Annotated in this window: 14 protein-coding genes; 11 read left to right on the top strand and 3 right to left on the bottom strand. The window is 71.3% G+C overall.

The window, feature by feature from the left end:
* Positions 1 to 39: 39 nt before the first annotated feature.
* The 8 genes from ACO0LV_RS08770 to ACO0LV_RS08735 all read left to right on the top strand — a co-directional run bounded on the left by ACO0LV_RS08770 (position 40) and on the right by ACO0LV_RS08735 (position 7,635).
* A complete protein-coding gene (locus ACO0LV_RS08770) occupies positions 40 to 1,314 on the top strand; it encodes a magnesium transporter MgtE N-terminal domain-containing protein (RefSeq protein WP_424787509.1) in 1,275 nt (424 codons plus the stop codon).
* The gene (locus ACO0LV_RS08765; RefSeq protein ID WP_424787508.1) at positions 1,304 to 1,852 is read left to right on the top strand and encodes a DUF1003 domain-containing protein; all 549 of its coding nucleotides are present in this window, start codon (positions 1,304 to 1,306) and stop codon (positions 1,850 to 1,852) included. Before ACO0LV_RS08770 ends, ACO0LV_RS08765 begins: the two co-directional genes overlap by 11 nt.
* Before the next feature lie 70 nt (positions 1,853 to 1,922).
* Complete coding sequence (locus ACO0LV_RS08760; RefSeq protein ID WP_424787507.1) at positions 1,923 to 2,831, top strand: SIS domain-containing protein; 909 nt, start codon at positions 1,923 to 1,925, stop codon at positions 2,829 to 2,831.
* Between the two features lie 11 nt (positions 2,832 to 2,842).
* On the top strand, positions 2,843 to 3,826 hold the full coding sequence (locus tag ACO0LV_RS08755) for an ROK family protein (protein WP_424787506.1): 984 nt from the start codon (positions 2,843 to 2,845) through the stop codon (positions 3,824 to 3,826).
* Complete coding sequence (locus ACO0LV_RS08750; protein WP_424787505.1) at positions 3,823 to 4,776, top strand: 1-phosphofructokinase family hexose kinase; 954 nt, start codon at positions 3,823 to 3,825, stop codon at positions 4,774 to 4,776. Before ACO0LV_RS08755 ends, ACO0LV_RS08750 begins: the two co-directional genes overlap by 4 nt.
* Positions 4,773 to 5,612: a class II fructose-bisphosphate aldolase gene (locus ACO0LV_RS08745; RefSeq protein ID WP_424787504.1), complete on the top strand. Its 840-nt coding sequence runs from the start codon at positions 4,773 to 4,775 to the stop codon at positions 5,610 to 5,612. Before ACO0LV_RS08750 ends, ACO0LV_RS08745 begins: the two co-directional genes overlap by 4 nt.
* Positions 5,609 to 6,397, top strand: coding sequence for a DeoR/GlpR family DNA-binding transcription regulator (locus ACO0LV_RS08740; protein WP_424787503.1), 789 nt, complete (start codon positions 5,609 to 5,611; stop codon positions 6,395 to 6,397). Before ACO0LV_RS08745 ends, ACO0LV_RS08740 begins: the two co-directional genes overlap by 4 nt.
* Before the next feature lie 110 nt (positions 6,398 to 6,507).
* Complete coding sequence (locus ACO0LV_RS08735; protein WP_424787502.1) at positions 6,508 to 7,635, top strand: Mrp/NBP35 family ATP-binding protein; 1,128 nt, start codon at positions 6,508 to 6,510, stop codon at positions 7,633 to 7,635.
* Between the two features lie 17 nt (positions 7,636 to 7,652).
* Here the strand turns inward: ACO0LV_RS08735 and ACO0LV_RS08730 are convergent, their stop codons facing one another.
* Positions 7,653 to 8,369 (bottom strand): twin-arginine translocase TatA/TatE family subunit, encoded by a 717-nt coding sequence (locus ACO0LV_RS08730; protein ID WP_424787501.1) that lies wholly within the window; start codon positions 8,367 to 8,369, stop codon positions 7,653 to 7,655.
* A 32-nt stretch (positions 8,370 to 8,401) separates the two neighbouring features.
* Entirely contained in the window at positions 8,402 to 9,892 is a 1,491-nt protein-coding gene (locus ACO0LV_RS08725) for a trypsin-like peptidase domain-containing protein (protein ID WP_424787500.1), read from the bottom strand.
* 139 nt (positions 9,893 to 10,031) lie between these two features.
* Between ACO0LV_RS08725 and ACO0LV_RS08720 the strand changes: the two genes are divergently transcribed.
* Genes ACO0LV_RS08720 through ACO0LV_RS08710 form a run of 3 tightly spaced genes read left to right on the top strand, consistent with a single transcriptional unit; the run spans position 10,032 to position 11,976 of the window.
* Positions 10,032 to 10,664 (top strand): O-methyltransferase, encoded by a 633-nt coding sequence (locus ACO0LV_RS08720; protein WP_424787596.1) that lies wholly within the window; start codon positions 10,032 to 10,034, stop codon positions 10,662 to 10,664.
* 58 nt (positions 10,665 to 10,722) lie between these two features.
* Positions 10,723 to 11,190, top strand: a complete 468-nt coding sequence (locus tag ACO0LV_RS08715; protein WP_424787499.1) for a hypothetical protein — start codon at positions 10,723 to 10,725, stop codon at positions 11,188 to 11,190.
* A gap of 36 nt (positions 11,191 to 11,226) precedes the next feature.
* Positions 11,227 to 11,976 carry an alpha/beta fold hydrolase gene (locus ACO0LV_RS08710; protein ID WP_424787498.1) on the top strand — a complete coding sequence of 250 codons (750 nt, stop codon included), beginning with the start codon at positions 11,227 to 11,229 and terminating at the stop codon, positions 11,974 to 11,976.
* A 4-nt stretch (positions 11,977 to 11,980) separates the two neighbouring features.
* Here the strand turns inward: ACO0LV_RS08710 and ACO0LV_RS08705 are convergent, their stop codons facing one another.
* Positions 11,981 to 13,522, bottom strand: coding sequence for a M17 family peptidase N-terminal domain-containing protein (locus ACO0LV_RS08705; protein ID WP_424787497.1), 1,542 nt, complete (start codon positions 13,520 to 13,522; stop codon positions 11,981 to 11,983).
* Position 13,523 lies beyond the last annotated feature (1 nt).

Here is a 13,523-nt window from a genome sequence, read left to right as displayed (position 1 = left end):
TTCCCCAGCCTCGCCACCGTGACCAACTACTCTTGCGGCGTGAGCCGCGCCCCGAGCCGCATCTTCGTCGCCCGCCTGGCCGGCACCTCCGTGTTCGACCCGATGGGCGACAAGGTCGGGCGGGTACACGACGTCGTCGTCATCATCCGGTTGAAGGGACCACCGCGGGCGGTGGGCATGGTGATCGAGGTGCGTGGCCGCCGTCGGGTGTTCCTGCCCTTCACCCGGGTGACCGCGATCGACTCCGGCGCGGTGATCACCACCGGGCTGGTGAACATGCGCCGGTTCGAACAACGCAGTGCCGAGACGCTGGTGATGGGCGAACTGCTGGACCGGCGGCTGCGGTTGCGGGACGGCTCCGGCACCGTCACCGTTCAGGACGTGGCCCTGGCACAGCGCAAGCGGGAGTGGCTGGCCACCCAGTTGTTCGTGCGCCGGACCGCTACCGGGATGTTCAGGCGCGGGGAGACGCTGCTGGTGGACGTCGGCGACGTCACCGGTCTGGCCGGCACCGGCAACGCCCAGGGCGCGGCGGCACTGCTGGCCACCATGGATGACCTGAAGGCCGCCGACCTGGCCGATGTGCTCTCGGGGCTACCCGATACCCGACGCCTGCAGGTAGCCGCCGAGTTGCCCGATGAGCGGCTGGCCGACGTGTTGGCGGAACTGGGCACCGACGACCGGGTCTCGATCGTGACCGCCCTGCCCACCGACCGGGCCGCCCGGGTGCTGGAGTCCATGCAACCCGATGACGCCACCGACCTGTACAACGAGTTGCCCGGCGCGCTGGCCGGGTTGCTCCTGGGTCGGATGGACCCGGAGGAGGCCGCGGACATCCGCCGGCTGCTCGCCTACGACGAGCACACCGCCGGCGGCCTGATGACGACCGAACCGATCATCCTGCCGCCCGAGGCCAGTGCCGCCACCGCCCTGGCGCACGCCCGCAATCAGGACGTCACCCCGGCGCTGGCGGCGATGATCTTCGTGGTGCGCCCGCCGTTGGAGACCCCGACCGGCAAACTGCTGGGCGTGGTGCACCTGCAGCGGCTGCTGCGCGAACCGCCGCACCAGGCGATCGGCACCATTCTGGACACCGACATCGAGGCGCTGGGAGCCGATGACAAGCACGGCACCGTGATGCGCCTGATGGCCACCTACAACCTGACCGCGCTGCCGGTGACCGACGACGAAGGTCACCTGCTGGGCGCTGTCAGCGTCGACGACGTCCTCGACAAGACCCTCCCGGAGGATTGGCGCGACGTGGACGAAGCCGTGATCGATGCCGCCATGGAGGCGACCCGATATGACAGTTGACCGCTTGGACACCCCTCGTACCACCCGACGGCGGCTGCTGCCGCGCCGGAGCGCCGACCGGGACGCCTTCGGGCGCATCGCCGAGGCGATCGCCAAGTTCATCGGCACCCCCCGGTTCCTGCTCTACCTGACGGTGTTCTGCGCGGCCTGGCTGTTGTGGAACACCCTGATGCCCGAGGCCGCACAGTTCGACCCACGGGCCCTGAACTTCACGCTGCTCACGCTGATGCTGTCGATCCAGGCCTCCTACTCCGCGCCCTTGATCCTGCTCGCCCAGGATCGTCAGGCCGACCGCGACCGGGTCAGTTTCGAACACGACCGCCAGCGCGCCGAGCGCAACCTCGCCGACACCGAGTACCTCACCCGGGAGGTGGCCTCGCTCCGGATGGCGATGAGTCAGGTTGCCACGCGCGACTTCCTGCGCGGGGAACTGCGCACGCTGCTGGAGGAATTGCAGGCCGACCGTGGCACTACCGTGGCCGCGAACCCCGGTTGTGCTGCGTGCGGTCACGGGCAAGCCCCTGGGAGTGACTCATAATGATTGCAGCAGGCACCTAACCTGCATCTTGTGTCACACTGGTGCCGTCGACCACTCAGGAGGAGCACCGATGACCAGTCACGACCGCCCGGGGGCACTCGGCGCGCAGATGGAAGCCGAGCTTCGCAGCCAACCGCAGATGTGGCGTCGGGCCGGCGAACTCGCCGCAGCCGCCCCGCTGCCGGAGCACGGCGAGAAGGTCGCCATCATCGGGTGCGGTACCTCCTGGTTCATGGCCCAGTCCTACGCCGCGCTCCGGGAAGCCTCCGGCGCCGGGTTGACCGATGCCTGGCAGGCCACCGAGGCACCGTTGCACCGTGACTACGACGTGGTGATCGGGCTGTCCCGGTCCGGCACCACCACCGAGGTGATCGAGGCGCTGGAGCCGGTGCGCGGCCGCGCCCGCACGCTGAGCATCGTGGCCGACCCGTCCACCCCGCTGCCCTCGATGACCGATGACGTCATCGACCTGGGCTTCGCCGACGAGCAGTCCGTGGTGCAGACCCGCTTCGCCACCACCGCGCTGAGCCTGCTGCGGGCGAGCCTGGGCGTGGACCTGTCATCCTCGATCACCGACTGCGGCAAAGCCCTGGACGCACCGCTGCCGGACGCCGGCCTCAGCGCTGAGCAGATCACCTTCCTGGGATCGGGCTGGACGATCGGACTGGCCCACGAGGCTGCGCTGAAGAACCGCGAGGCCTCCCAAGCCTGGACCGAGTCCTACCCGGCGATGGACTACCGGCACGGCCCGGTGGCGATCGCCGGACCGAACCGTCTGACCTGGAACTTCGGCGCAGCACCGCAGGGTCTGCGCGAGCAGGTTGAGGGAACCGGTGCCACGTTCCTGGCCGATGAGTCGCTCGACCCCCTCGCCGACCTGGTGTTGGCGCAACGGGTGGCCCTGGAGCGGGCCCGCCTGTTGAACCTGGACGCGGACCAGCCCCGGGGCCTGACCCGTTCGGTCATTCTCGACGACTGACCGAGCACGCCATGACCACAGCGGAGGCTCCCATCGGCCCGGTTGCCGTGATCGATGTGGGTGGGACCGACACCAAGACCGGCCTGGTGCGTCCGGACGGGTCCCTCACCGACACCGAGACCGTCCCTACCCCGCATCGTCCGGACATCGTCGCGGGCGTGCTGGATCTGGGCGCCCGGCATGTCCAACGGATGCACACCCGCCATCCCGATCTGGTCGGGTCCGCCCTGGTGGTGCCCGGGATCGTCGACGACGAGGCCCAGGTGGCGGTGCTCGCTTCCAACATGGGTTGGGACCGGGTTCCGTTCGCGGCGATGCTGGCCGAGCGCACCGGCCTGCCCGCCGCCCTGGGCCACGACGTGGCCACCGCAGGTCTTGCCGAGGTCACCTACGGAGCCGCGATCGGGGCGCGCGACGCCGCCGTGATCGTGGTGGGCACCGGGATCGCCGCAGCGCTGTTCTCCGGGGGGCACGCCATCCGTGGTGGCGGGTTCGCCGGCGAGATCGGTCACTCCCCGGTCGTGCCCGATGGCGAGGCGTGTGTGTGCGGCGGACGAGGCTGCCTTGAGGCGATCGCCTCGGCCGGAGCGATCGCCCGCCGCTACACCGCTCGCTCGGGCACCGCGGTGCCCGGCGCCCGGGAGGTCCTTGCCGCAGCCCGCAGTGGCGATGCCACCGCCCGGGCGGTCTGGTCCGAGGCCACCGACGCCCTGGCCCTGGCGGTCGCCCAGGTGGCGGCGGTGCTGGCACCGCAGGTGGTGGTGATCGGCGGCGGGCTCTCCCGCGCCGGTGACGCACTGCTGAGCCCGGTCCGCCGCCGCCTGGAAGCGATCCTGACCGTGCAACGCCGCCCCGGCCTGCGCCTGAGCACCCTGGGCACCAGCGCGGGCCTGGTCGGCGCCGGTGTCCTGGCCCGCCGCGCCGCCGGGGCCGTACCCCGGCCCCAGGCCGTCGGTCCCTCGGCGCCCGAGGGGACGACCGAGGTGCGCCGATGATCCTCACCCTGACGCTGAACCCGGCGATCGACCTGACCTACACCCTGCCGACGCTGACCCTGGGGACCAGCCACCGGGTACCCCAAGGCCAGCAACGGGCCGGCGGTAAAGGGGTGAACGTGGCCCGGGTACTGACCGAGCAGGGCTACCGCACCCGGGCCATGGCCCCGGTCGGCGGGACCACCGGCGCAGAGTTCCGCGCCGACCTGGACCGGGCGGGAATCGACCACCAACTTCTCCCGGTGCAGGAACCAACCCGGCGCACCATCACCCTGGTCACTCCCGAACACACCACCCCCTTGAACGAGGCCGGGCACAGCCCCACGGCTGCGGAACTCGATGAACTCCTGCAGGCCACCGCCACGGCCCTGACGGGGGCGCGGGTGCTGGTGTGCTCCGGCTCGGTCCCCGCCGGGGCCCCGGCCGACCTCATCCCGCGCGTGATCGCCCTGGCCCGGGCTGCCGCAGTACCGGTGATCGTGGACACCTCCGGCCCGGCGCTGCTGGCTGCCGTCGAGGCCGGCGCCGACGTGCTCAAACCGAACCAGGACGAACTGCGCGAGATCGCCGGCCCGGCAGAGCCACCGGTCGCGGCACGGTCGCTGGCCGAGCGCAGCGGTGCGGCTGTGTTCGCATCCCTGGGCGCCGGGGGGATGCTCGCGGCCACCGCAGCGGGCCCGATCTGGCATGCCCGGTTGCCACAGCCCCTGTCGGGCAACCCCACCGGAGCCGGGGACGCCGCGGTCGCCGCCATCGCCGTCGGGCTGGCCCGGCACGGGTCGGCGCTGGAGGGGGCCTCCCTTCCACAGACTCTGCGCACCGCGACCGCTTGGTCCGCGGCCGCCGTGCTGACCCCTACCGCCGGCAGCATCGCCGACCCGGCGCCGCTGACCGAGCAGATCATCATCGACCGGGTCGCCGGGCCTGCGAATTCTGAGGAGAGCAGATGAGCCTGGTCTCGACCAGAGAACTACTCGATCACGCCGTCGCGCAGGGCACCGCCGTGCCCGCGCTGAACGTGATCCACCTGGAATCGGCCGAGGCGATCGCCGCGGCCGCCGAACGGGCCGGTCACGGTGCGGTGCTGCAGATCTCCCAGAACTGCGTGAAGTACCACGGTGCGTTGGCTTCCATCGCCGCGGCCGCCCGGGCGGTGGCCCGGACCTGCGGTGCGCCGCTGTCGCTGCATCTGGACCATGCCGAGGACGTGGACCTGGTCCACCAGGCGCTGGACCTGGGCTTCTCCTCGGTGATGTATGACGGCGCGGCGCTGCCCTACGCCCAGAACGTGGCCACCACCGCACAGGTGGTCCGGGCCGCCGGAGCCGCCGGGGCGCTCGTGGAGGCCGAGCTCGGTGAGGTGGGAGGCAAGGACGGCGCGCACGCTCCCGGAGTGCGCACCGACCCGGACGAAGCAGGCCGGTTCGTGGCCGAGACCGGCGTGGACGCGCTGGCGGTGGCAGTGGGCAGTTCACACGCGATGACCAGCAAGACAGCCAGCATCGACACCGCCCTGGTGGCGGCGCTGGCCGAGGCGGTGCCGGTGCCCCTGGTGCTGCACGGATCCTCCGGAGTGCCCGACGCGGACATCACCGCCGCGATCGGAGCAGGAATGCGCAAGATCAACGTCTCCACCCAACTGGTGCGGGCCTTCACCGGTGCCGTCCGCGGGTGCCTGGATGCCGATCCGGCGCTGGTGGACTCCCGCGCCTACCTCGGTGCCGGCCGGGTGGCGATGACCACCGAGGCCGCCGCCGTCATCGCGCTCATCGCCGGCCGGGTATGAACCGCGACGAACGCCTCGGGGCGATCCTGGACCTGCTCGGCCAGGCCGAGCGGGTGCAGGTGGAGGAGATCGTGGAGGCCTTCGGGGTCTCCCCCGCCACCGCACGCCGGGACCTGGATGCCCTGGCCGAGCGCCAATTGGTCAACCGCACCCGAGGCGGGGCCACGGCGCACACCGTGGCCTACGACCTGCCGCTGCGGTACAAGCGCGAACAGCACGCCGGCGCGAAGGCGCAGATCGCAGCGGCGGTGATGGACCTGATACCGGTCGGGGCGCGGGTGGGCCTGACCGGTGGCTCCACCTGCACCGCGATCGCCTCGGAGTTGGGCCAGCGCGCCGATCTGAGCGCCACCGACACCGCACCGGCGTTGACGGTGGTCACCAACGCGGTGAACATCGCTGCCCAACTGCTGATCCGCCCCCACCTGCGGGTGGTCATCACCGGCGGGGTGGTGCAGCCGCGTTCCTACGAACTCATCGGCCCCTACACCGACCTGATGCTCAACCAGGTGAACCTGGACCTGGCGTTCGTGGGAATCAACGGTCTGCAGCCCGGCCTGGGCGCGATGGTCCATGACGACACCGAGGCCCAGGTGAACGGCCTGATGGCCCGGAGAGCCGATCAGGCCTGGTTGGTGGCCGACTCCTCCAAGGTGGGGGTGCGGGCGTTCGCCACCGTCGACGCCCTGTCGGACTTCACCGGGCTGGTCACCGACCGCACCATCAGGGAGGAGGACCGGCGGGCCCTGCTGGACGCCGGTTTGAAGGTGCTCGTGGCCGGTTGAGGAGGCTGCTGGGAACCGCCCGTTGAGCTGGCTGAGGGGTCGGCCCGGGTGCCGCGGTGGTCTGGCTCACGGGATGTGATTCGCGCCGATTCCGAACGTACACTCGGGGTATGGCCACTGAGCAGGAAGTCCGCACCGCACTGGGGTCCGTGCTGGACCCCGAGATCCGCCGTCCGATCACCGAGTTGGACATGGTCCGCTCGATCGAGGTGGACGCCGGGACCGGTGCGGTCACGGTGCTGGTGGCCCTGACCATCGCGGGCTGCCCGATGCGCGAGACGATCACCAAGGACGTGCGCGCGGCGGTGGAGAAACTGGACGGGGTGCCCAGTTGCACCGTGGAGATGACGGTCATGACCGACGAGGAGCGCACCGATCTGCGCACCAAGTTGCGTGGCGGCAAGGCCGAACCGGTGATCCCGTTCTCCCAACCGGACTCCCTGACCCGGGTCTACGCCGTGGCCTCCGGTAAGGGTGGGGTGGGCAAGTCCTCGGTGACGGCCAACCTCGCCGCGGCGATGTCCGCCCAGGGTCTGAAGGTCGGCGTGATCGACGCGGACGTGTACGGCTTCTCCATCCCCCGCATGCTCGGGGTGGAGACCGGTCCCACCAAGGTCGACGATATGATCCTTCCTCCCTTGTCCGGGGAGATCAAAGTGATCTCGATCGGGATGTTCACCCAGCCGGGCAAGGCGGTGGTCTGGCGCGGGCCGATGCTGCACCGGGCGCTGCAGCAATTCCTCGCGGACGTGTTCTGGGGAGACCTGGACGTATTGCTGCTGGACCTGCCGCCGGGAACCGGTGACATCGCGATCTCCGTGGCCCAGTTGCTTCCCGGTGCCGAACTGCTCGTGGTCACCACCCCGCAGTTGGCTGCGGCCGAGGTGGCCGAGCGCGCCGGGTCGATGGCCCAGGCCACCAACCAGCGCATCGCCGGCGTGATCGAGAACATGTCCTGGCTGGATCAGCCCGACGGTACCCGCCTGGACCTGTTCGGTTCCGGCGGTGGGGCCAAGGTCGCGCAGCGGCTGACCGAGGTGCTGGGCACCGATGTGCCGCTGCTGGGGCAGGTGCCGATCGAGGTGGCCCTGCGCGAGGGCAGCGACAACGGTGCGCCGCTGGTGGGCACCGACAGCCAGTCCCCGGCCGCGCAGGTACTGCGAGACGTGGCCTCCACCCTGGGCCAGCGCTCCCGTGGCCTGGCCGGCCGCAAGTTGGCGATCTCGCCGGTGGGCTGAGCGGCGTTCGATCGTGCCTAGGTGGCCTCGTCGTCGAACGGGGCGCCGACGGCGACCAGTTCCTGCGCGCCGGCTTCGTTCGCCTCAGTCCGCGCGACGGTTTCCTGCTCAGTCCGGGCGGCAGCAGATCCCGCCACGGCCGGCGTACCGGCACCCGGACCGGCCTTCCGCGCGCCTGCTGCGTCCGACTCGGCGGTAGCAACGGTCTCGGCGGCGGTTACCGACGCCGTCGTCACCGGTGCCTGCGCGTCGTCACCATCGGCCCGGTCCGGACCAGTGGCGTCATCGGCGGTGGCCGAGTCGGCGCCGGCGGCCTGGGCCGCGGCCGCCTCGGCAGCGGCGGCTTCCTTCCTCGCCTGTACCTCGGCGCGGCGGCGGGCTGCGTTCTCGCGCGCGATCCGACTGCTCTCACTCGGCTTACGCACGGTGGAGGCGGACCGGGTGGTGGACCTGGCGGCGCGGGCCGGGCGGCTGGTCGGCAGGATGTCATCGGACAACGCCTCCCGCACGATCCGACGGGGATCGTACTTGCGCGGATCCAACTGGGACAGGTCCAGGTCCGCAGCCTCCTCGCCGAGCTCCTCCTTGACCCGTTCGGTGGCGCCGGTGGCCATCTTCTTCAAGTTCCGCGCCAACTGGCCGAGTTGCTCGGCGTACATGGGCAGCCGTTCCGGGCCGATCACGATCACGGCAATGATGATGAGGAGGAGCAGTTCCTCACCATTGATATTCATGCGCCTCATCCTATCCCGGACAAGAGCGGGCGTCAGTCGCTCCGCTGCTCGCCCAGGGTTACCTCGAGTTCGCGTTCGACGTCGTCCTCGCGGATGGTCAACGTGATCACCTCGCCCGGGGCGTGGGCGCGGATCCGCACGATCAACTCCTCCGCGCTGGTGACCGGGTTCCCGTTCAGGGCCACGATCACATCCCCCGGTGCCAACCCGGCCGCCTCGGCCGGACCGCCGGGGCTGATCGGCTCCTGCCCCTCGGTGGTCTCGGTGTGCACCCGCACCCCCTCACCGGCATAGGTGGGATCCAACGTGGCCCCGATCACCGGGTAACTTGCCTCCCCGGTCTCGATGATCTGCTGCGCTGTGCGCGCCACCTGCGAACTCGGGATCGCAAAGCCCAGCCCGATACTGCCGCCCTGGCCGGGCTGCGCAGCGATGGCGGTGTTCACCCCGATCACCGCACCGGTCGCGTCCACCAGCGGCCCACCGGAGTTCCCCGGGTTGATCGCCGCGTCGGTCTGGATGGCATTGATGAAGGTACCGCCACCGGCACCCACCCGCACCGGACGGTTCTGGGCGCTGACGATCCCGGTGGTCACCGTGCCCTCCAGGCCCAGCGGTGCGCCGATGGCCACCACCGGATCACCCACTCGCAGCGCGTCGGAGTCCCCGATCGGCACCGCGGGGAGGTCGGTACGTTCGACGGACAGCACCGCCAGGTCATAGTCGGAGGTGGCCCCCACGATCTGCGCCGATTCCTCGGCGCCATCGGAGAAGACCACCACGACCTGGGCCTCGGGATCCTCCTGGGCCGCGGCGATGACGTGCTCGTTCGTGACGATGTGCCCCTGATCGTTGAAGACGAAGCCGCTGCCGGTGAAGCCCTCACCATTAGCGCGAACCTGGATGAACACCGTGCTCGGTAGCACCGCGTCCGCGATGTCTGCCACGGAGGCGTCGGTGAGCGGCGGAGCCGAGGTACCCTGCCCGGTTGCGGGATCGGAGGGTGTGGAACCCGGTGCGGATGAGCCGGTGGGTCCCGCCGGTAGGTACTGCGCTCCCAGCAGGCCCAGTAACAGACCCACCAGCAGGGCCATGATCATCAGGACGGCGACGATCCCACCGGCGACGCCGCGCCGCCTGCGGCCAGGATCGGCGGCGTGGGTGGCCCGCGGGCCCGGGTAGGACGCCAGGGGGGCGCTCTGCTCGGCCGGGCCGCCTCCTGGCTGCGGTGGCCCACCCACCCGCTGCTCCGGGTTGGTTCCCGGCCGCGTGGCCTCAGGTGCCGGGCCGCGGGAGTCCGATAGCCGCTGCTGGGAGCCGGCTTCCGGTGCGTCGGCATCGGGCCGAGCGGTGCCGCTGCTGTCGGGCCGCCCGGACGGCGTGGCCCACCCGTGGCCGGGTGCGGCAGCCGTGTCCTCAGCCCTTGTGGCATCCGATCCCCGGTCGGCTGTGCCGTGCACGGCGTCGGAGGTTCGCCGGCCCGGTTCCGACCTGGGGTACGGCTCGCGGTCCTGTGGGGTCATGGGCCCATTCTCTACGATCTTGGCTACGAAGCACCTCTTCAGGTGAGATTCCCATCAGATCGGGCCGGGGCGCCGCGACCTTCCGGGCGGTGCAGCGATACCATCACGAGCACCGCTACACCGATCCGGGAGGCTCATCATCGCTGCCGACAAGGCCCAGAGTTGGGCCTACACCGAGGAGTTCATCACTGAATCCGAGCCGGTGCGCCAGGCCCGGGACCGCGCGGAGGAGTTCGGTATCCAGCCCGTCCCGCCCGGTGTGGGTGCGGCGCTGCGTCTGCTGGCTGCGGCCGCCGACGCCCACGCCGTGGCCGAGGTGGGCACCGGGACAGGTGTTTCCGGCCTGTGGTTGCTGGAGGGGATGCGGCCTGGTGGCGTGCTCACCACGATCGACGTGGAGATGGAGCATCAGCGCGCCGCGAAGGAGGCCTTCGCCGCGGCCGGGGTCGGCGCCACCCGCACCCGGGCGATCTCCGGGCGGGGCCTGGACGTGCTGCCCCGGTTGGCCGATGGCGCCTACGACCTGGTCTTCATCGACGGAGAACCCTCCGAGGCGTCCGACTACGCCGAGCAGGCCATCCGGATGCTGCGCTCCGGTGGGGTGCTGGCCATCACCGGGGCGCTGTGGTACGACCGGGTCGCCGACCCGGCACGCCGGGACGAGGCCACCGTGGCGATGCGGGAGCTGGGCAAGTCCGTCCGCGATGACGAACGGTTGCTCCCCGCTCTGTTACCCAGCGGGGAGGGCCTCCTGGCCGCCGTCAAGCGCTGACGTCTGCTCGACCGGCACCACCGATGTGTACGGTGGGGGTCAGGGGAGGGTGATCGATGTGACCGGGACCGACACGGCTCGCACAGGCCACGCAGGCCGCCCCGACCGCACCGAGTTCATCACGGCCGTCCCATCGGGCCGGTCGTCCCCGAGCGGGCTGCCGGGCGCCAGCGCCATCGCCGGGATCGGCGGGGCCGTCGGCCTGGTCGCCGCGATCGTCCTGGCCCTGCTGGAGCAGCCGTGGGCTCTGGTGATCCCGGTGGCGATGGTGGGGGCGGCGATCTGCGGTCTGTTGTTGTGGGTGGTGGCCAAGGAACCGGTGCCGGCCGGCACCCGACCCGGCACCCAGTTCATCCTGGCCGCGGCCTACCTGGGCGGATCGCTGCTCGCCGGCTGGTTCACCGGCAACTGGGCATTCGCACTGCTCCTGTGCACCGTGGCGGCCATCCCGCTGACCTTCGGGATCCGCGCGCGCACGTCGTGCACGCCCAGCCGTTCACAGATCGAAGGTTCGGCGTTACCGTAGGCGTGCACGGCGCGGGCACCCGATGGAGGGATCGGCATGAGCGAGTTGTTCGTCGACGCCGCGGGCAGCGGTGAGCACGTCATCTTCGTCCACGGGTCCCTGGCCACCGGTCGCGAGGAGTGGGAAGCCCAGCAGCCCCTCGCCGAGGAGGGCTTCCGGCTACTCGTGGTGGACCGGCGCGGATACGGGCGCAGTCCCGGCGCCGAAGGGGAGGACTTCCTGCGCGACGCGCAGGACATCGCCGCGTTGATGGACACCGGTGCCCACCTGGTGGGTCACTCCTACGGAGGTCTCGCAGCGATGTTCGCGGCCGCGCTGCGGCCCGGTCAGACCCGCTCCCTGGCGCTGCTGGAACCTCCGGCGTTCACCCTGGGCCAGGACCGGCCGGCGGCTCGGGACCTGGTGGCGAAGAGTGTGGAGATCCTCGACCTGGACCTCCCGGACCGTACCTGGCTGGTGCGGTTCCTGGAGTCCGTGGGGAGCCGGCCGGAGGAGTTGCCGCCCGGGCTCCTCGACGCCGCACTACCCCTGGTGCCCTTGCTGCGGAACGCCAGGCGACCGACCGATGCCGAATTGCCGATCGCGGAGTTGTCCTCCGCCCCGTACCCCAGCCTCGTGGTCTCAGGCGGTCATCACCCAGGCTTCGAAGAGATCTGCGACGACCTCGCCGAGAAGATCGGTGCCTCGCGTTCGGTCATCGAAGGAGCCGGCCACGAGGTCCAGCTCACCGGAGCCCCGATCAACGATGCGCTGCTGGCGTTGTGGCGCAGCGCATCAGCGCGGTAGCGACTCAGTCGCGTTCGATCAGCCAGTGCAGCAGTGCCCGGGCGCTGTAGCCGGTGGGCCCTTCGGCGATCTCGTGCTCGTTCTTCGGTGACCGGCCCGGGCCGGCGATGTCCAGGTGCGCCCACGGGGTGTCACCGGCGAAGTGCTGCAGGAAGAGCGCCGCCGTGATCGCCCCTGCCGAGGTGTGCGGGTCGGTGTTGACGTGGCACAGGTCCGCCACCGGCGAGTCCAGCGCGGATCGGTACTCGGGTACCAGCGGCATCGCCCAGAGCGCCTCCCCGGTCACCTCACCGGCAGCGGTTAGTGCACTGGTCAGGTCCGCATCGGTGCTGAACAGCGCCGCGTGCTTCTTGCCCAGGCCCAGGGTGGCCGCCCCGGTCAGCGTGGCCACATCGACCAGCGCCCGCGGGTGGTACTCCGACCGCGCCCACGCCATCGCATCGGCCAACACCAGGCGGCCCTCCGCGTCGGTGTTGGCGATCTCCACCGTGGTGCCATCGACCATGGTGAGCACGTCACCGGGCCGGTAGGACCGCGCACCGACGGCGTTCTCCGCAAGTGGTAGCACCGCCACCACCGGCACCGGGACCTGCGCCCGGGCTGCGCCGAGCACGACGGCCAGGACCACCGCGGCGCCGGACATGTCCGTCTTCATCGGCACCATCGCCTCGCGCGGCTTGATCGAGAGCCCACCGGTGTCGTAGGTGATGCCCTTGCCGACCAGCACGATCGGGTCCTGGGCACCGCCCTCGGCCCGGGCTCGCCGGGGCGGGGTGTAGGTCACCGTCACCAGGCGCGGGGGGCCCGCCGCAGCCGCACCCACCGCGAGGATTCCCTCCAACCCCTGGGCGGCAAGCCACTTCTCGTCGTGTTCGGTCACCTTGACCCCGGCCACCCCCTCGGCTGCCTCCCGTGCCTGCTCGGCAACCCAGGCGGGTGTCTTGATGTTCGACGGCGTGGCGGCCAGGGTGCGCGCCAGTACGGTGGCCTCCGCGCTGGTACGGGCGCGGTCCAGATCGTCGGCGCTGACCGGGCCGGTCAGGGTGATCAGCGGGCACGGCGCCTCGGGGCCCGGCCCGGCACCGGTGAACGGGGCCCGGTAGGAGCCCAGCAGGAGCCCCTCGATGAGAGCGCGCAGCGCCGGCGCGGTGGGCTCGTCCAGTCCGCTCAGGTCCACCAAAAGGTGCTCGGCCTGCACCGCTGCCCGGGCCAGGGCCGCACCTGCCCGGCGCATCGCCGTCGTCCCCTCGTCACCGACGCCGGCCAGGACCAACCGGTCCGGCATTCCCGCCCAGGGCGCTGAACCCGAGACCAGGGCGGGCAGGGTCACGGTGGTCGCCGAACCGGCGCTCGCGCCGGCGCCCGCGCGCACCGCGAGGGCGCCCAGGTCGATGCCGTGGTCCCCGGTGGAGCCCACGGGGGCGACCGCGTCGCCGTCGGCGCGGATCAGCACCGCCAGCAGCGCCTCGGTTCCGAATTCGCGCAGCCGGGCGGCATCCAGCGGCCCGGTCTGCAGCGCGATGTGCGGGGCAGACGTCCTACGCACC

This window comes from Pseudactinotalea sp. Z1739 (assembly GCF_049725055.1).
Lineage (GTDB): Bacteria > Actinomycetota > Actinomycetes > Actinomycetales > Beutenbergiaceae > CALKWS01.
Note: the sequence above shows the minus strand (reverse complement) of the source record. Positions and strands in the feature narration are given on the sequence as shown.

Coding starts and splice junctions, on each gene's coding strand:
- ACO0LV_RS08765 (WP_424787508.1), top strand. CDS start 1,304: ATGACAGTTGACCGCTTGGACACCCCTCGTACCACCCGACGGCGGCTG.
- ACO0LV_RS08760 (WP_424787507.1), top strand. CDS start 1,923: ATGACCAGTCACGACCGCCCGGGGGCACTCGGCGCGCAGATGGAAGCC.
- ACO0LV_RS08755 (WP_424787506.1), top strand. CDS start 2,843: ATGACCACAGCGGAGGCTCCCATCGGCCCGGTTGCCGTGATCGATGTG.
- ACO0LV_RS08750 (WP_424787505.1), top strand. CDS start 3,823: ATGATCCTCACCCTGACGCTGAACCCGGCGATCGACCTGACCTACACC.
- ACO0LV_RS08745 (WP_424787504.1), top strand. CDS start 4,773: ATGAGCCTGGTCTCGACCAGAGAACTACTCGATCACGCCGTCGCGCAG.
- ACO0LV_RS08740 (WP_424787503.1), top strand. CDS start 5,609: ATGAACCGCGACGAACGCCTCGGGGCGATCCTGGACCTGCTCGGCCAG.
- ACO0LV_RS08735 (WP_424787502.1), top strand. CDS start 6,508: ATGGCCACTGAGCAGGAAGTCCGCACCGCACTGGGGTCCGTGCTGGAC.
- ACO0LV_RS08730 (WP_424787501.1), bottom strand. CDS start 8,369: ATGAATATCAATGGTGAGGAACTGCTCCTCCTCATCATCATTGCCGTG.
- ACO0LV_RS08725 (WP_424787500.1), bottom strand. CDS start 9,892: ATGACCCCACAGGACCGCGAGCCGTACCCCAGGTCGGAACCGGGCCGG.
- ACO0LV_RS08710 (WP_424787498.1), top strand. CDS start 11,227: ATGAGCGAGTTGTTCGTCGACGCCGCGGGCAGCGGTGAGCACGTCATC.